Below are 17,529 nucleotides of genomic sequence, written 5' to 3' on the forward strand. Positions count from 1 at the left end.
CGTCGGTAGACGCGGCCGCCTCGTCAGCCTTCGAAGCGAAAGACGCCGCTTGGCTGCAGCGCGCTGTCTTTCGCCTGGCCGAAATCCGGCACCTTATGTTCGGCGAGCAGGCGCAGCCGTGATCGTGGCAGGTAGGCGCGGCTAGGATCGCCTACCAGGACCTCGATGCCGGCATTCAGGCAGCGTTCGAAAAAAGGCATGACGCGGTCGGCGACGCCTTGGCTGTAGAAGACATCGCCTGCAAGCACGAGGTCGACGGCCGGCGGCGGACCCCTGGTGATGTCGTCTCCGATCACGGTGATGGCGACGCCGTTGGCCGTTGCGTTGAGGCCGATCGCGGCAACGCCGTTGCGGTCTATCTCGGCGGCGATGACTTCGCGCGCGCCGGCCATGGCGGCGGCAATGCCGACAAGGCCGGAACCGGCACCAAGGTCGAGCACGCGGCGGCCGGCTACCGTTTGCGGATGATCCAGTATGTGGCGCGCAATCACCGCGCCGCCGGCCCACACATAAGCCCAGTAAGGCGGCTGCGGCTCGGGTCCATCGTTGTCCGCCTCGATCGTGTCGTCATCGTCGCCAGCGCTTTGGTGCGGATCTATGAGCCGTCTCAGGCCACTGGTCGGATGCGGTGTATAAAGCTGGATCTCAGGCACCGACGGCGCCGGGGCGAGGCGCATGTTCGTTCTGATGAATTCTGCCGGGTCAGGACGGCAAGGTGCATTTACGGCATCCGCGCCGCCGGCTGCAATCATTCGCGCAGTGCTCGCCGCAGGATCTTGCCGACCGGCGTCTTCGGCAGCTCGGTGCGGAATTCGATGTATTTGGGCCGCTTGTAGCCGGTCAGGTTCTCACGGCAAAAGGCGGTGATTGCTTCGGCGGTCAGCGCCGGATCTTTCTTGACGATGAACAGCTTCGGCACTTCGCCCGAATGCTCGTCCGGCACGCCGACCGCCGCCACTTCGAGCACGCCCGGATGCATCGCCACGACTTCCTCGAGCTCGTTGGGGTAGACGTTGAAGCCCGAGACCAGGATCATGTCCTTCTTGCGGTCGACGATCTTGGTGTAGCCGCGTTCGTCCATGAAGCCCATGTCGCCGGATTTGAAGTAGCCATCCTTGGTCATCACCTTGGCGGTCTCATCGGGCCGGTTCCAGTAGCCCGCCATCACTTGCGGTCCTCGGATGCAGACCTCGCCGACCTCGCCGAGCGGCAAATTGTTGCCGTCGTCGTCGCGGATGGCGATCTCGGTCGAGGGCAGCGGCAAGCCGATGGTGCCGGTGAAGTCGCCGGCGGTGAACTTGTTGGCGGTGGCCACCGGCGAGGTTTCCGAGAGGCCGTAGCCTTCGGTGACCGAACAACCGGTCAGCGTCTTCCAGCGTTCGGCGACGCCCTTCTGCACCGCCATGCCGCCGCCCAGCGTCAGCACCAGCGGCTTGAAGTCGAGCTTGCGGAAATCCTCATTGTTGAGCAGCGCGTTGAACAGCGTGTTGAGGCCGGGAAAGATGTGCACCGGATACTTCTGCAATTCCTTGACGAAGCCGGGAATGTCGCGCGGATTGGGAATGAGCACATTGCGGGCGCCTTGCTGCATGCCCATCAGCGCGTTCACGGTCAGCGCGAAAATATGATAGAGCGGCAGCGCGCAGATAAAGTTGGGGTGCGCCGGTTTCGGCTTGATCGTGTAGGCGTCCTCCATCCACTGCGCGTTCTGCGCGACGTTGGCGAGCACGTTTCTGTGCAGCAGTGTGGCGCCCTTCGACACGCCCGTGGTGCCGCCCGTATATTGCAGGAAGGCGACATCGTCGGCTTCCACCTTGGCCGGCTTGAAGCCCATGCCGGCGCCGGCCTTCATGGCGGCATTGAACTTGACATGGCCGGGCAAGGACCATGCCGGCACCATCTTCTTCACGCGGCGCACGACGAAATTGACGATCGTGCCCTTCAGGCCGCCAAGCATGTCGCCCATCGCGGCGACCACCACATGCTTGACCGTGGTCCTGGCGATCACCGCCTGCAAGGTGTTGGCGAAGTTCTCCAGGATGACGATGGCTTGCGCACCGGAATCCTTCAACTGGTGTTCGAGCTCGCGCGGCGTGTAGAGCGGATTGATGTTCACCACCACATAACCCGCTCGCAAGATCGCCATCATCGCCACCGGATATTGCAGCACGTTCGGCATCATCAGCGCGACGCGCGCGCCTTTCTGCAGGCCTTTCGATTGCAGGTAGGCGCCGAAGGCCGCCGACAGCCGCTCGACATCGGTGTAGCTGATGGACTTGTCCATGCAGGTGAAGGCCGGCTGCGCGGAAAACTGCTTGCAGGCGGCGACGAGGAAATCGCCGATCGAGCTGTAGGGCAGGGTGCCGATCTCGGCCTGCACGTTTTTCGGATAGCTCTTGAGCCACGGCTTTTCCGGCAAGCCGGCGGCCAGCGCCGTCAGCGTTTTCGGCAATCGGTTGGCGGTGGCGTCGGCCGGCCTTGCCGCCGGTGGGGTCTTCATCGCCGCGGCGGCTTTCGATGCCGGCCTGGCAGCGGGCTTTGCCGCCCCCGCTTTATTTCCCGACGCCGTCTTTCCGGCCGCAGCCTTGGCCGGGGCTTTCACCACTGGCCTTGTGCTTGCCCTTACGGGCGCCGCGGCCGCCTTCGGCGTGGCGGCTTTGGAAACGGGTGCTTTCGGCTTGGCAGTACCGGCTGCTTTCGACGGCGCCTTGGCTCCCGGTTTCACCGGCGCCGTCGTCCTTGATGCTTTTGCCAACCGTTCCTCCCTGGACAAGTCTTGTTCATCCGCGCCGCGCTCGCCCCTGAATTGACAAGGACGCCCTCCGCTGCGGCCGCTACACCCTATGTATTGCCTCCGTTGGTGACCGTGCAAGTCTTGCCCTTGCGGCAACATGGCGAAAGATTTGCCGTCGAAAGTCTTTGCCGCCGCCAGCGCTCCCAGGCGGTGTCCTGGCGCATCCCTCGGCCGCTCGGAAGCGCCGGGAACATTTATATCGTCAGCTTGGCGATCAATAAAAAAATTCGGTTGTTAATAATCTCGTGAATGGAAAAAACTGCTAATTTTTTCTGCAATTTGGCAAAATAGCGGATTTTTTTCCTGCTTCCCGCGGGGTAAGCAAACGGGGTGTTCCAAAGCCGGAAAAACGGTGCTTATATGCGCGCTTCGCGAGCCTGATAGAGGGGCTTGGAAGAACATCAGGGAGTGCTCAATGAATAAGAAGCTGACTTTTGCAGCCGCGTTGCTGGCTGCAAGCGTCCTGAGCGGCATGGCCAATGCGAAAACTCTGGTCTACTGCGCGGAAGCTTCGCCGGAAGGTTTCGATCCGGCGCCGTATACCGCAGGCCAGACGTTCGACGCGTCATCGCGCACCGTCTTCAACCGCCTTGTCGAATTCGATCACGGCAAGACGACGACCTCGCCGGGCCTGGCCGAGAGCTGGACGATCTCCGACGATGGCAAGGAATATGTCTTCAAGCTGCGCAAGGGCGTCAAGTTCGCCGCAACCGACTATTTCACCCCGACGCGCGACTTCAACGCCGACGACGTGGTGTTCTCGTTCGAACGCCAGGTCGACAAAAACGGCCCCTGGTTCCAGTACATTCCGGGCATTGCCTACCAGTATTACAATGACCAGTTCGGCGACAACATTACCAAGGTCGAGAAGGTCGATGACCTGACGGTGAAGTTCACCCTCAAGGAGCCGGCGATCACCTTCATTCCGACGCTGGGCATGGATTTCGCCTCGGTCGTCTCCAAGGAATATGCCGACAAGCTGCAGGCCGACAAGACGCCTGAGCTGTTCAACCAGAAGCCGATCGGCACCGGCCCGTTCATCTTCGTCGACTACCAGACCGACGCCGCCATCCGCTACAAGGCCAACCCGGACTATTGGGGCGGCAAGCAGAGGATCGACGATCTGGTCTTCGCCATCACCACCGATCCGGCGGTGCGCGCGCAGAAGCTCAAGGCCGGCGAATGCAACATCATGTCGTACCCGGCACCGGCCGACATCGCCGGCCTGCAGGCCGATGCGAACCTGAAGGTCGAGGAGCAGGAAGGCCTCAATGTCGGCGCGCTGATGTACAACACCCAGCAGAAGCCGTTCGACGACGTGCGCGTTCGCAAGGCGCTCAACATGGCCATCAACAAGAAGGCCATCATCGATGCCGTCTTCCAGGGCGCCGGCCAGGTGGCGATCAATCCGATCCCGCCGACCATGTGGTCCTACAACAAGGAAGTGAAGGACGATCCTTACGATCCGGATGCAGCCAAGAAGCTGCTTGAAGAAGCCGGCGTCAAGGACCTCAAGATGAACGTCTGGGCCATGCCGGTGTCGCGCCCCTACATGCCGAATGCGCGTCGCACCGCCGAGCTGATCCAGGCGGATTTCGCCAAGGTCGGCGTCACCGTCGAGATCGTCAGCTACGATTGGGGTGAATACCTTAAGCGCGCTTCCGCGGTCGATCACGACGGCGCCGTCATCGTCGGCTGGACCGGCGACAATGGCGATCCGGACAACTTCCTCGGCGTGCTCCTGAGCTGCGCTTCCGTCGGTTCGAACAACCGCGCGGAATGGTGCAACAAGGACTTCGATGCGCTCATCAACAAGGCTAAGACCGTTTCGGACCAGGCCGAGCGCACCAAGCTCTATGAACAGGCACAGGTCATCTTCAAGGAACAGGCACCCTGGGCGACGCTCGCTCACTCCAAGGTGTTCATGCCGATGCAGAAGACCGTCACCGGCTTTGCGATGGATCCGCTCGGTATCCACCGCTTCGACGGCGTCGATATCGCCGAATAAGGTTGCGAAACGGGGGCGCCACCATGTGGTGACGCCCCCACTCGCCCGCCATGCTGCGTTATATCCTCGGCAAGCTCGCCCTCATCATCCCGACCTTCATCGGGATAACCATCCTCGCCTTTGGCTTCGTGCGCATCCTGCCCGGTGATCCGGTGCTGGTGCTTGCGGGCGAACGCGGCCTGTCGCCCGAACGCCACACGGCGCTGATGCACCAGTTCGGTTTCGATCTGCCGATTTGGCAACAATACCTGACCTATCTGACGAATGTCCTGAGCGGCGATTTCGGCACCTCGTTTTCAACCAAGACGCCGGTGCTCAAGGATTTCCTGGTGCGCTTCCCGGCAACGGTCGAACTCGCCATCTTCGCCATGATCTTTGCCGTTGTCCTGGGTGTCGCCGCCGGCATCTTCGCCGCCATCCGCCGCGGCTCCTGGTTCGATCAGCTGACGATGGGCACGGCGCTGGCGGGCTATTCCATGCCGATCTTCTGGTGGGGCCTGCTGCTGATCATCGTCTTCTCCGGCACGCTGCACTGGACGCCGGTTTCCGGCCGCATCGACCTTCTCTATTTCTTCAAGCCGGTGACCGGCTTCATGACCATCGATTCGCTGATCTCGGGGCAGAAGGGCGCATTCCGCTCGGCGCTGTCGCACCTGATCTTGCCGACCATCGTGCTCGGCACTATCCCGCTCGCAGTCATCGCCAGGCAGACGCGCTCGGCGATGCTCGAAGTGCTGGGTGAGGACTATGTCCGCACCGCGCGCGCCAAGGGCCTGGCGCCGCGCCGCGTCATCGGCCTGCATGCCTTCCGCAACGCGCTGATCCCGGTCGTCACCACCATCGGTCTGCAGGTCGGCACGCTTTTGACCGGCGCCATCCTGACCGAGAGCATCTTCTCCTGGCCCGGCATCGGCAAATGGATGATCGACGCCATCTCCAAGCGCGACTATTTCACCGTGCAGGGCGGCTTGCTTTTGATCGCGCTGATCGTCATGTCGGTCAACCTCATCGTCGACGTGCTCTACGCCGTCATCAACCCACGCATCCGGGCCAACTGACATGAGCAATGAAGGCCCAGCCACCATCGAAGCCGCGACCGTCGTCAAGCCGCAGGATGCCAGGCTGCAGATGTTCGGCGAGTTCTGGCACTACTTCTCCGTCAACAAGGGCGCGGTGATCGGGCTCTTCGTCTTTGCGCTGCTGATCCTGATCGCCATCTTCGCGCCGCTGCTGGCGCCGCATTCGCCAGACGATCAGTTCCGCGACTTCTTCCTGACGCCGCCGGCCTGGCAGGAAGGCGGCAACGCGCAGTTCCTGCTCGGCACCGACGCTGTCGGCCGCGATATGCTGTCGCGGCTGATCTACGGCTCGCGCTTCTCGCTCGCCATCGGCTTCGTCGTCGTCACGTCAGCGCTGATCTCAGGCGTCATTCTCGGCCTGCTCGCCGGCTACTGCCGCGGCTGGGTTGACACGCTGATCATGCGCATCATGGACATCATCCTGGCCTTCCCGTCGCTGCTATTGGCCCTGGTGCTGGTCGCGGTGCTTGGCCCCGGCCTCGTCAACGCCATGATCGCCATCGCCTTCGTGCTGCAGCCGCATTTCGCCCGGCTCACCCGCGCCGCCGTGATGGCCGAGAAGACCCGCGAATATGTCGTCTCGGCCAAGGTCGCCGGGGCCAGCCATCTCAGGCTGATGCTGGTCACCATCCTGCCCAACTGCATCGCGCCATTAATCGTGCAGGCGACGCTGTCCTTCTCCAACGCCATTCTCGAGGCGGCGGCCCTTGGCTTCCTCGGCATGGGCGCGCAGCCGCCGACGCCGGAATGGGGCACCATGCTGGCCGAAGCGCGCGAGTTCATCCTGCGTGCATGGTGGGTGGTTACTTTCCCGGGTCTCGCCATCCTGATCACCGTCTTCGCCATCAACCTGATCGGCGACGGCCTGCGCGACGCGCTCGACCCCAAGCTGAAGAGGTCGTGAGCATGCCTCTGCTCGAGATCAAGAACCTCACCGTTTCCTTCGACACCGCGGCCGGACCGTTCATGGCCGTGCAAGGCATCGACCTCTCGATCGAGCCGCGCGAAGTGCTGGCGATCGTCGGCGAGTCCGGTTCCGGCAAGTCTGTGGCGATGCTCGCGGTAATGGGCCTGTTGCCCAACACGGCAACCGTCAAGGCAGACCGCATGGCCTTCGACGGCGTCGATCTCCTGAAGCTCAGCCCGTCCGAACGCCGCAAGATCGTCGGCAAGGACATCTCGATGATCTTCCAGGAGCCGATCGCCAGCCTCAATCCGTGCTTCACCGTCGGCTTCCAGATCGAGGAGGTGCTGCGCTTCCATATGGGTATGGATCGCGCTCAGCGGCGCGCGCGGGCCATCGAGTTGATGAAGCTGGTCGGCATCGCCGATCCGGAAGAACGGCTTAGCTCGTTTCCGCACCAGATGTCGGGCGGCCAATGCCAGCGCGTCATGATCGCCATCGCCATCGCCTGCAATCCGAAGCTGCTGATTGCCGACGAGCCGACGACGGCGCTCGACGTCACCATCCAGAAGCAGATCCTCGATCTCTTGGTTTCGCTGCAGGCCAAATACGGTATGGGCCTGATCATGATCACCCACAATATGGGCGTGGTGGCCGAGACCGCCGACCGTGTCATCGTCCAGTACAAGGGCCGCAAGATGGAAGAGGCCGACGTGCTGTCGCTGTTTGAATCGCCGAAGAGCAATTACACGCGGGCGCTTTTGTCGGCGCTGCCGGAGAACGCCGTCGGCGACCGGCTGCCTACCGTTTCCGACATGATGTTCGAGCCGGCGCCTTCGGCAGTTGGAGCCGCCTGATGAGCACCACGGTCCTCGAAGGCAAGAACATCGTCCGCGACTACCATATCGGTGGTGGCCTGTTCACCGGACCGCGCACCGTGCATGCGGTCAAAGGCGTCTCGTTCAAGGTCGACAAGGGCAAGACGCTGGCCATCGTCGGCGAAAGCGGCTGCGGCAAGTCCACGCTCGCTCGCATCATCACGCTGATCGATCCGGCGACGTCAGGCGACCTGTTCATCGACGGCAACAAGGTCGACATCGCCAAGGGCGGATTGACCAAAGAGATGCGCCGCAAGGTGCAGATCGTCTTCCAGAACCCCTATGGATCGCTCAATCCGCGCCAGAAGATCGGCGACGTGCTTGGCGAGCCCCTGCTGATCAACACCGACAAGCCGGCGGCCGAGCGGCGCGACCTGGCGATGAAGATGCTGAAGAAGGTCGGCCTCGGTCACGAGCACTACAACCGCTACCCGCACATGTTCTCGGGCGGCCAGCGCCAGCGCATTGCCATTGCCCGTGCGCTGATGCTCAACCCAAGCCTGCTGGTGCTGGACGAGCCGGTCTCGGCGCTCGATCTTTCCGTGCAGGCACAGGTGCTCAACCTGCTCGCCGACCTGCAGGACGAGTTCCAGCTGACCTATGTCTTCATCAGCCACGATCTGTCCGTGGTGCGCTACATCGCCGACGATGTGATGGTGATGTATTTCGGCGAGGCGGTCGAATACGGCTCGCGCGACGAGGTCTTTGCCGATCCCAAGCACAGCTACACCCGGACGTTGTTCGCCGCGACGCCGCGCGCCGACGTCGCCTCGATCAAGGCGAGGCTAGCGAAGAAGAAAGCGGCTTAACGTCTCTTCGTCATCCTAGGGCGGAGCGGCGCGAAGCGTCGCGCAGACCCTAGGATCCATGCCGTTTACCTCAGCCGAAAGGTGCAGCGGAGCAGAATTCTGCACCGTGGCAACACTCGAACGTCACGGCATGGATCCTCGGGTCTGCACTGCGTCGCTACGCTCCTTGTTCCGCCCGTGGATGACGACGCTGGAGAGGCCGCCGCTCAGGACAACTTCGCGATGATGGCGCGCAACGCTTCGCCGAAGCGCCGGACTTCCTCGATTGTGTTGTAGTGGACCAGCGAGGCGCGGATGGCGCCGCTATCCATCGACAGGTTGAGGCGCTTCATCAGCCGTGGCGCGTACATGTGGCCGTCGCGGATGCCGATCTGCATCTCGGCCATTTCCTCGACGATCCGCTGCGGCGACAGTGTGCCGATGTTGAAGCAGAAGGTCGGTACGCGCTCGGTGATGCGAGCCACGTCGGCAACACCATAGATGGTCGCGCCGCAGTCCTTGAGCACAGCGAGCATCTCACGCGCCAGCACCAGCTCATAGTCGCGAATGGCGCCCATGCCGGCGACGATGTTGTCGCGCCGGGAGCGGTTGTTGGCGGGCGCCAGATTGCGGCCGATCAGTTCCAGATACTGCACGGCCGCGTCCATGCCCGAGACGTTCTCGTAGATGAAGGTGCCGGCCTCGACCTTGTAGGGCGGCTCGTTGGGGATGAAATCCTCGCGGAAGGTCGGCAGCCGTTTCAGCGTTTCGAAACGACCCCAGAGGAAGCCCATATGCGGCGAGAAATTCTTGTAGCCGGAGCAGACGAGATAGTCGCAGTCCCAGGCCTGCACGTCGATCAGCCCGTGCGGTCCGTAATGCACGCAGTCGAGGAACACTTCGGCGCCGGCCGCGTGCGCGATCTTGGCCACCGCGGCGACATCGACGATCGAGCCGATCGAGTGCGCGGTGACCGTGCAGGCGACGAGACGGGTGCGGTCGGAAACCAGCGGGCGCAGATCGTCGACATGCAGATTACCGTCCTCGCGCATCCGCCACCATTTGAATTTCGCACCGGCGGATTCCAGCGCCAGCCAGGTCGCGATGTTGGCGTCGTGGTCCATGTCGGTGATGACGATCTCGTCACGCTCCTGAAGCATCTGACCGATACCGAGGCTGACCAGGCGGATGAATGAGGTGGCGTTCATGCCGAAGCAGATTTCGGCTGGGCTATAGGCATTGATCAGCAGCGCGACGCTTGTCCGCGCATCGGCGACCGACTGGTCGACGGTGACGCTGCGGCCATAGCGGCCGCCACGCTGCACATTGTGCGAAACCAGATGGTTGGTCACCGCATCGAGCACGCTCTGCGGGATCTGCGCGCCGGCGGCATTGTCCAAGAAGATGAAGTCGCCGGCCCGCTGCAGGGCTGGAAACATGGCGCGGATGGCGTCGACGGGGAACGCGGTGGCATTCGCATTGTCGGTTTGATGCTTGTTCACGGGCAGGCTCCTGCAAAAGGACTTGGGCGGGGATCAGGTAGCGGAGGTCAGCGCTTTTTTTCGGTCTTGAAGCGCTCTTCAAGCAGGCTGACGAGGCGGACCATCGGCCAGAGGAAGATGAGATAGACAAGCGCTGCGCCGATCAGCGGCGAGGGGTTGGCGTAGAGCGACTGCGCGTTGGTCGCTTCCTTCAAGAGTTCCGGCAGCGCCACGGTGGAGGCGAGCGAAGTGTCCTTGAACATCGAGACGCAGTTGCTGGTCATCGGCGGGATGACGACGCGGATCGCTTGCGGCAGCACCACCTTGCGCAAGGTCAGCAGGAACGGCAGGCCAAGCGCCTGCGACGCCTCGAACTGGCCGCGCGGGATGCTCTCGATGCCGGAGCGGAACACCTCCGCCGAGTAGGCCGACATGATGAAGGCGAAAGCAGTCACGGCGGAGGCCCAGGACGACAGGCGTATGCCGAGGAACGGCAGTGCATAGTAGATCAGGATCAGCACGACCAGCACCGGCAGGGCGCGGAAGATGTCGGTGTAGCCGACCGCCAGCCACCGCAGCGGCTTCGGCGCATAGAGCCGCACCAGGCTGATCCCCAGGCCGATGGGGATGCCGATGCCGATGCTCAAAATGCCGAGCAGCAGCGTGTTCAGGAAGCCGCGCAGCAGCGCCGGCAGGCTGGACATGATGACATCGGGATTGAAGAAGGTATCCAGCAGCGACATGGGAGCGTTCCCGAACCCGAGAGCAAGGATGCTCAGGTTAAAACCAATCGACCTCGCCAATGGCGAGACGGTCTGCGCGGAAGCCGGCGCTGGCGCATGAAATGAATCGTGCCGGCCTGGAAAGCCGGCACGATGTCAGCGCAGCTTTCAGCTCAGGCCTTCGGCAGCGGCATTTCCTTCATGGTCGAAGAGTCGGCGGGCGCGTCGCTGCCGAACCACTTCTTGTGGATGGCGGCCAGCGTGCCGTCCTTCTTCATAGCGCTCAGCGCGTCGTTCAGCTTGCCGAGCAGCGGGTGGTCCTTGCTCATCATCAGGCCGTATTGTTCGCCGGTCTTGATGCGCTCCTTGACGACCAGGTCCTTCATCTTGGTGAAGGAATACTCCATGCCTGGAATGTCGCTGACGGCGGCATCGACGCGGCCGGCGCTGAGGTCGAGCAGCAAATTCTGCTGCGTGTCGTAACCCTTCACGTCGCTGAAGCCGCCGGCTTCCTGATGTGCCTTGACCCAGGTTTCACCGGTCGAGCCGGACAGCACGCCGACGATCTTGCCCTTGAGGTCGGCCTCGGCCTTGATCGGGCTGTCGGCCTTGGTGGCAATGCCCATGTCGGAATCATAATAGGGCTGCGTGAACGACTGCGACTTCAGCCGCTCGGCCGTGATGGTGATCGACGAGATGGCGACGTCGATGCGCTTCGACGTGGTGGCGGCAAACAGCGCCTGGAAGCCGAGATCGGCGATGTCGGTGGTCATGCCGATGCGCTTGGCGGCTTCGTTGACGATGTCGACTTCAAAGCCTTCGAAGGTGCCGCTCTCGTTCTTGAATTCGAAGGGCGGGTTGGTCGGATAGGCGCCGACATTGAGCACATCGGCGGCATAGGCGGTGGCGGGGCCGGCGGCGATGCCGACGGCGGCGGCAAGAAGAAGCAATTTGCGGCGCGTGAAGCTCATTTGTGTTCCCTCTGTTGTTGATCGGGCGGGTTGCTCCCGCACGGTTTTTTGCCGCCCCGCTTCACGCAGGACGTCAATTCATGGCAGCGACCATGCGGTCATGGTTGGCGACGTTTTGTGTTGCAGATCGCGGATCTGCGCGCGCACTTCATCGAAGGCATGGCGCGCATTGGATGATGACTGGGGCAGTATGAACGACAAGAACTGAGACTCCCACCCGGAGCACCCACGATGGACTGGCCGGCACGATGAACTGGTCTGCACGATGGACTGGCCGGCAAGCCCGTCCGGCACGGCAATCGCCATCGACTCTGGAATGCTTATCCAAAGTGCGGCGCTTTTCAAGGCGAAAGTTTTAAGCTTAAAAAGCTGCGGTGTCCGTTGCGTGGCCGACACGGTGCGGCCCGCTGGAACCGATACCCGCGAGCGATGGCGACGCGAAGCTATTTCAGGCTTGAAATATCTCCGCGCGGGCCTAGCGTGTGCTCTCTCGCCGGGAGGTCGCGACATGAACAAACCACACCCCTTGCACGGCCCGAACAGATTGAAGCTGGGGGTCTTTTCGACCAATGCCGATGGCGGGCTGGCCATAACCGATGTGCCTGAACGCTGGACGGCAAGCTGGCAGGACAATCTGACCGCAGCCCAGATCGCCGACCGTGCCGGGCTGGAGTTCATGCTGCCGATCGCCCGCTGGCGCGGTTTTGGCGGCCGCAACAAGGTGCGGGAATGGTCGTTCGAGACCTTCACCTGGGCGGCGGCCCTTGCCATGGCCACCGAGCAGATCGGCCTGTTCATGACCGTGCATGTGCCGCTGGTGCATCCGCTCTATGCCGCCAAGGCGCTGGCGACGGTCGACCACGTCAGCCAGGGTCGCGCCGGCCTGAATATCGTCTGCGGCTGGAATCCGAAGGAATTCGGCATGTTCGGCACGCCTCTGGTCGAGAAGGGCTACGACCAGGCAGCGGAATGGATCGAAATCCTCGAAAAGCTTTATGCCTCGCCCGACCCGCTCGACTATGAGGGCACCTACTACCGCCTCAAGGAAGCCGTCAGCCGTCCGGCCAGTCTGCAGGTGCCGCGCCCGGTGACCATGAACGCCGCTTTCGGCGGGCCCGGCCGCGATTTCGCCGCCGCGAGATGCGACTATCTGTTCACGACCTTTTCCGAAATGGGCGATGCCGGCAAACATGTCGCCGACATCAGCGAGCGGGCAGACAAGGTGGGCCGTGATGTCGGCGTCTACACCGTGGCGCATGTCGTCTGCCGCCCGACGATGGAAGAGGCGCGGGCATATTACACGCGCTATGCGGTCCATATGGCCGACCACGACGCCGTCGATGCCCACATGGCCGGCAAGAAGGAATTCTCGCAGTCGCACGACCCGCACGCCTATGACCGCTACCGGCAGCGTTTCGCCGGCGGCGCCGGCACCTACCCGCTGATCGGAACGCCGGAAACGATCGCCGCCGACATGGTCGCCATTGCCGGGCATGGCTACCAGGGCATCGCGCTGTCCTTCGTCAATTACACCAGGGAGTTGCCCTATTTCTGCGATCACGTGCTGCCGATTTTGCGGAAGGCGGGGCTTCGCGCATAGTAGTGGTGATCAGTTGCGGTGGATCATCGCGGATATTCGGAATTAGCCGAAGCCCTCCCCAACGTCGTCATCCCTGGGCGAAGCAGGAGCGCAGCTCCGTCGCGGAGACCCTGGGATCCATGCCGCGACTTCGGCCGTGGAGTGTGCAGCGGTGCAGAATTCTGGACCGTGGTGACGCTTTGGAGTCCCGGCATGGATCCTCGGGTCTGCGCCGCGTCGCTTCGCTCCTTGCTTCGCCCGTGGATGACGAAGTAATGGGCGTTTACTCCGGACGAACGAATTCCCTATTCCGGAATAACGGCAGTCGCCTGGATCTCCACCTTGGCCCGGTCTTCGACCAGCGCCACCACCTGCATGGCGGCCATCGCCGGAAAATGCCGGCCGATGACCTCGCGATAGGCCTCGCCGATGCCCCTGAGGTTGGCTAGGTATTCGGCCTTGTCGGTAAAATACCAGGTCATCGAGGTGATGTGCTGCGGTCCGGCACCGGCCTCGGCCAGCACCGCCACGATGTTCTGAAGCGTTTGCCGCACCTGGCCGACAAAATCGTCGGTCTCGAACTGGCATTGCCCGTTCCAGCCGACCTGTCCGCCGACGAAGACGAGCTGCCCGCGCGCGGCGACGCCATTGGCGTAGCCGACAGGTTTTGCCCAGCCTTCGGGCTGCAGAATCCTGTGCATTCAAAACCTCCCGGTATTCCAAAACCCAATTTTCAAAATCGAACGCTCGTCAAAATCTCTGCCGTCAGGCCGCGCCCATCACCTGCCGCGCGATCACCACCTTCTGCACGTCGGAGGCACCCTCGTAGATGCGCAGCGCGCGGATCTCGCGATACAGGCTTTCGACGATGTGGCCCTTGCGGACACCGTCGCCGCCATGCAGCTGCACAGCCTTGTCGATCACCTCTTGCGCCTTGTCGGTGGCAAACAGCTTGGCCATCGCCGCCTCGCGTGTGACCCGCGCGGCCCCCATGTCCTTGGTCCACGCAGCGCGGTAGACCAGAAGCGCCGCCGCATCGACGTCGAGCGCCATATCGGCGATATGCCCCTGCACCATCTGCAATTCGGCCATCGGGGCGCCGAACAGTTTGCGCTCCGCCACGCGTTTGATGCTCTCGTCCAGTGCGCGGCGGGCAAAGCCAAGCGCCGCCGCGCCGACGGTCGAACGGAACACGTCGAGCACCGACATGGCGATGCGGAAGCCATCGCCCGGTTTGCCGATCAGCGCAGAGGCGGGAAGGCGGACCTGGTCGAAAGACAGCCGCGCCAGCGGATGCGGCGCGATTACTTCCAGCCGTTCGGCGATGCCAAGGCCCCTGGCGTCGCCAGGCACGAGGAAGGCGGAAAGCCCCTTGGCGCCCGGCGCCTCGCCGGTGCGGGCAAAGACGACATAGAGGTCGGCGATGCCGCCATTGGAGATCCAGGTTTTTTCACCGGAAAGAACATAGCTGTCGCCGTCGCGGGTCGCCGTCATTTCCGTGTTGGCGACATCCGACCCCGATCGTGGTTCCGACAGGGCGAAGGCTGATATCGCCTTGCCGGCGCGCGTCTTCGAAAGCCATTGCTGCTGGTGCGGCGTACCGAACAGGCTGAGCGCGCCGGTGCCGAGCCCTTGCATGGCGAAGGCGAAATCGGCCAGCCCGTCATGACGGGCGAGTGTCTCGCGCGTGATGCACAAAGTGCGGACGTCGAGGGGGCCAGGATTGTCCGTGTCGAGCGCCGTCGGCTTCAGCCAGCCGTCTCGCCCGAGCTTGCTGACCAGCTCGCGGCAGGCCGCGTCGACATTATGGTGGGAGACCGGCAGGTTTTTTGAGCACCATGCGTCGAGTTGTTCGGCCCACTCGCGATGGCGGTCTTCGAAGAACGGCCAGGAGAGGAAGGAACGGTCAGGCATTGGCGCGCCCTCGATTTTCGTCGCGATCCGTCGCACCCCCCTCTGTCCTGCCGGACATCTCCCCCGCAAGGGGGGAGATTGGCAGCTTCAGCGCTCCGCTCACGCCTACAACGGTGGAGATTGGCGAAAACAAAACGTACAGCTGATCTCCCCCCTTGCGGGGGAGATGGCCGGCAGGCCAGAGGGGGGTGCCTGGGCGCAAACCTGTCATCCTCAATCTCCCTCGAATACCGGCTTTTTCTTGGCCACGAACGCCTTGTAGGCGCGCTCGAAGTCGCGGGTCTGCATGCAGATCGCTTGCGCCTGCGCTTCCGCCTCGATCGCCTGGTCGAGACCCATCGACCATTCCTGGTTGAGCTGCGTCTTGGTGATGCCGTGCGCAAAGGTCGGGCCGGAGACGATGCGCGCCGCCATATCGAGCGCGTCGGCCTCCAGCGAGGCGGCATCGACCAGCCGGTTGTAGAAACCCCAGCGTTCGCCTTCCGCCGCCGTCATGGTACGGCCGGTGTAGAGCAGTTCGGCGGCGCGGCCCTGGCCGATGATGCGCGGCAGGATCGCGCAGGCGCCCATGTCGCAGCCGGCGAGGCCGACGCGGGTGAACAGGAACGCGGTCTTGGCTTCCGGCGTGGCGATGCGGATATCGGAGCTCATCGCAATGATGGCACCGGCGCCGACCGCGACGCCGTCGACCGCCGCAATCATCGGCTTGCCGCAATTCAGCATCGCCTTGACGAAATCGCCGGTCATGCGGGTGAAGGCGAGAAGCTGCTTCATGTCCATCTTGACCAGCGGGCCGATGATGTCGTGGACATCGCCGCCGGAGCAGAAATTGCCGCCATTGGACAGGAACACCACGGCGTCGACGTCATCGGCATAGACCAGGTCGCGGAATGTGTCGCGGAGTTCCGCATAGCTGTCGAAGGTCAGCGGGTTCTTGCGCTCGGGCCGGTCGAGCCGGACCTTTGCGATCCTGCCCTCGACCTCCCAGAGGAAATGCTTCGGCTTGCGTCCGGCCATTGCGGTCATTCGCGTCCCTCCCAGTTGCTGCGGAACGAGGTCAGCATGCCGGTCAGCCGGCGCGCGTCGTCCTCGCTGACCTTGCCCAGCAATTCACCGATCCAGCCTTCATGCGCCGCGGCGATGGTGGCGAAGGCCTGCGTGCCTTCCTCGGTCAGCCGCACCATCGACGTGCGGCGGTCGCCATTGCGCCTCGCGCGGGCGACAAGTCCTTCCGAAACCAGCCGGTCGACGATGCCCGTGACATTGCCGTTGGAGACCAGCAGGAAGCGCGACAGGTCGCTCATCAGCATGCCTTCCGGCGCGCGGTAGAGCGCGGCCATCACGTCGAAGCGCGGCAGCGTCGTGTTGAACTCCTTCTTCAGGCGTTCGCGCAGTTCAGCCTCGATCGTGCGCGAGGCACGCAGCAGCCTGATCCACAGCCGCAAGCGGTCCTTGCCGGGTCCCGACGGCGCGGGCAGGGGGCCGGCTACCATGTTTCGCCTCCTGAGATGGAAATTGCCTGTCCGGTGATCGACTGGGCGGCATCGCCGCAGAGCCACAGCACGGCGGCGGCAACCTCATCCGGCTGGATGAAGCGGCCTTGCGGGTTGGTCGAGGCAAGGCTCGACCGAGCCTCGCCGGCCGAGCGGCCGGTCTTCTCGATGATGCGCTGGATGGACTCCTCTAGCATCTCGGTCTCCACGAAGCCGGGGCACAGGGCGTTGACGGTGACGCCCGATTTCGCCGTCTCGGCGGCAAGCGCCCGCATCAGGCCGACGACGCCGTGCTTGGCGGCGACGTAAGGTGCGACATAGGCGTAGCCTTTCAGTCCGGCCGTGGAGGCGATGAAGACGATCCGCCCCGCCTTGCGCGCGGCCATCCCGGCGAGCGCCGGTTTTACCGTCAGGAAGGCACCGGTCAAATTGACGTCGAGCGTCCGCTGCCAGTCGCTGAGCGCGGTTTTGTGCGCTGGCGCGCTGCCGGCCATGCCGGCATTGGCGACGACGATGTCGAAGGGGCCACGCGCGGCTTGCGCCCTCTCGTAGAGCGCCGCCATTGCCGCCTCGTCGGTGACATCGGCGACAATGCCGAAGATGCGGTCGTTCTCGCCGGCCACCTCAGTGAGCTCCGCTTCCCGGCGGCCGCAGATGGTCACGTCGATGCCGGCAGCAGCCAGCGCCAGCGCAACGGCCCGGCCGACGCCGGAGCCGCCGCCTGTGACCAGCGCATGCTTGCCCGCGATCATGCGCCAATCCTCGAAACTTGGCGCCAAGTGCCCCCACCCCTAACCCTCCCCACAAGGGGGAGGGAGAAGGAGAAGGCTACGACAGCGCCCATCCATTGCAAACTTCTGCGGTTCCAGAGCCGATTGCGACTTGGTCCCCTTCCCCCTTGTGGGGAGGGGCTAGGGG

17 protein-coding genes are annotated in these 17,529 nt (G+C 63.4%); 6 read left to right on the top strand and 11 right to left on the bottom strand.

Features of this window, described 5'->3' with window-relative positions; all coding sequences use genetic code 11:
• Positions 1–23: 23 nt before the first annotated feature.
• Positions 24–752: a methyltransferase gene (locus EOA19_RS22685; RefSeq protein WP_128304851.1), complete on the bottom strand. Its 729-nt coding sequence runs from the start codon at positions 750–752 to the stop codon at positions 24–26.
• Positions 749–2,755 (bottom strand): long-chain fatty acid--CoA ligase, encoded by a 2,007-nt coding sequence (locus tag EOA19_RS22690; protein WP_128304852.1) that lies wholly within the window; start codon positions 2,753–2,755, stop codon positions 749–751. The genes EOA19_RS22685 and EOA19_RS22690 overlap by 4 nt, the downstream gene beginning before the upstream one ends.
• A gap of 454 nt (positions 2,756–3,209) precedes the next feature.
• On the opposite strand from EOA19_RS22690, the gene EOA19_RS22695 reads away from it, so the two are divergent.
• The 5 genes from EOA19_RS22695 to EOA19_RS22715 all read left to right on the top strand — a co-directional run bounded on the left by EOA19_RS22695 (position 3,210) and on the right by EOA19_RS22715 (position 8,472).
• Complete coding sequence (locus tag EOA19_RS22695; protein ID WP_128304853.1) at positions 3,210–4,802, top strand: ABC transporter substrate-binding protein; 1,593 nt, start codon at positions 3,210–3,212, stop codon at positions 4,800–4,802.
• Between the two features lie 50 nt (positions 4,803–4,852).
• Positions 4,853–5,860 carry an ABC transporter permease subunit gene (locus tag EOA19_RS22700; RefSeq protein ID WP_023811485.1) on the top strand — a complete coding sequence of 336 codons (1,008 nt, stop codon included), beginning with the start codon at positions 4,853–4,855 and terminating at the stop codon, positions 5,858–5,860.
• A gap of 70 nt (positions 5,861–5,930) precedes the next feature.
• Positions 5,931–6,785 carry an ABC transporter permease subunit gene (locus EOA19_RS22705; RefSeq protein WP_224618710.1) on the top strand — a complete coding sequence of 285 codons (855 nt, stop codon included), beginning with the start codon at positions 5,931–5,933 and terminating at the stop codon, positions 6,783–6,785.
• 2 nt (positions 6,786–6,787) lie between these two features.
• Positions 6,788–7,642 (top strand): ABC transporter ATP-binding protein, encoded by an 855-nt coding sequence (locus EOA19_RS22710; protein ID WP_023811484.1) that lies wholly within the window; start codon positions 6,788–6,790, stop codon positions 7,640–7,642.
• On the top strand, positions 7,642–8,472 hold the full coding sequence (locus EOA19_RS22715) for a dipeptide ABC transporter ATP-binding protein (RefSeq protein ID WP_023811483.1): 831 nt from the start codon (positions 7,642–7,644) through the stop codon (positions 8,470–8,472). Before EOA19_RS22710 ends, EOA19_RS22715 begins: the two co-directional genes overlap by 1 nt.
• A gap of 206 nt (positions 8,473–8,678) precedes the next feature.
• Here EOA19_RS22715 and EOA19_RS22720 read toward each other — a convergent pair whose 3' ends face one another.
• The 4 genes from EOA19_RS22720 to EOA19_RS35365 form a co-directional block, all read right to left on the bottom strand.
• Positions 8,679–9,953: a cysteine desulfurase-like protein gene (locus EOA19_RS22720; protein ID WP_128304854.1), complete on the bottom strand. Its 1,275-nt coding sequence runs from the start codon at positions 9,951–9,953 to the stop codon at positions 8,679–8,681.
• A 47-nt stretch (positions 9,954–10,000) separates the two neighbouring features.
• Positions 10,001–10,675, bottom strand: coding sequence for an amino acid ABC transporter permease (locus EOA19_RS22725; protein WP_023811481.1), 675 nt, complete (start codon positions 10,673–10,675; stop codon positions 10,001–10,003).
• Positions 10,676–10,827: 152 nt separating this feature from the next.
• Entirely contained in the window at positions 10,828–11,625 is a 798-nt protein-coding gene (locus EOA19_RS22730; protein ID WP_023811480.1) for an ABC transporter substrate-binding protein, read from the bottom strand.
• Positions 11,626–11,703: 78 nt separating this feature from the next.
• The gene (locus EOA19_RS35365; protein WP_164893002.1) at positions 11,704–12,021 is read right to left on the bottom strand and encodes a hypothetical protein; all 318 of its coding nucleotides are present in this window, start codon (positions 12,019–12,021) and stop codon (positions 11,704–11,706) included.
• 112 nt (positions 12,022–12,133) lie between these two features.
• On the opposite strand from EOA19_RS35365, the gene EOA19_RS22735 reads away from it, so the two are divergent.
• Entirely contained in the window at positions 12,134–13,225 is a 1,092-nt protein-coding gene (locus tag EOA19_RS22735) for an LLM class flavin-dependent oxidoreductase (RefSeq protein ID WP_128304855.1), read from the top strand.
• A 284-nt stretch (positions 13,226–13,509) separates the two neighbouring features.
• Here EOA19_RS22735 and EOA19_RS22740 read toward each other — a convergent pair whose 3' ends face one another.
• From EOA19_RS22740 to EOA19_RS22765, 5 genes are all read right to left on the bottom strand, one after another.
• Positions 13,510–13,905, bottom strand: a complete 396-nt coding sequence (locus tag EOA19_RS22740; RefSeq protein WP_023811478.1) for a RidA family protein — start codon at positions 13,903–13,905, stop codon at positions 13,510–13,512.
• A 64-nt stretch (positions 13,906–13,969) separates the two neighbouring features.
• Complete coding sequence (locus EOA19_RS22745; protein WP_128304856.1) at positions 13,970–15,118, bottom strand: acyl-CoA dehydrogenase family protein; 1,149 nt, start codon at positions 15,116–15,118, stop codon at positions 13,970–13,972.
• A 213-nt stretch (positions 15,119–15,331) separates the two neighbouring features.
• Entirely contained in the window at positions 15,332–16,144 is an 813-nt protein-coding gene (locus EOA19_RS22755) for an enoyl-CoA hydratase family protein (protein WP_128304858.1), read from the bottom strand.
• On the bottom strand, positions 16,141–16,611 hold the full coding sequence (locus EOA19_RS22760) for a MarR family transcriptional regulator (RefSeq protein WP_023811475.1): 471 nt from the start codon (positions 16,609–16,611) through the stop codon (positions 16,141–16,143). Before EOA19_RS22760 ends, EOA19_RS22755 begins: the two co-directional genes overlap by 4 nt.
• Positions 16,605–17,363, bottom strand: coding sequence for an SDR family NAD(P)-dependent oxidoreductase (locus tag EOA19_RS22765; RefSeq protein WP_128304859.1), 759 nt, complete (start codon positions 17,361–17,363; stop codon positions 16,605–16,607). Before EOA19_RS22765 ends, EOA19_RS22760 begins: the two co-directional genes overlap by 7 nt.
• Positions 17,364–17,529 lie beyond the last annotated feature (166 nt).

This window comes from Mesorhizobium sp. M7A.F.Ca.US.010.02.1.1, assembly GCF_004023085.1.
Taxonomy (GTDB): domain Bacteria; phylum Pseudomonadota; class Alphaproteobacteria; order Rhizobiales; family Rhizobiaceae; genus Mesorhizobium.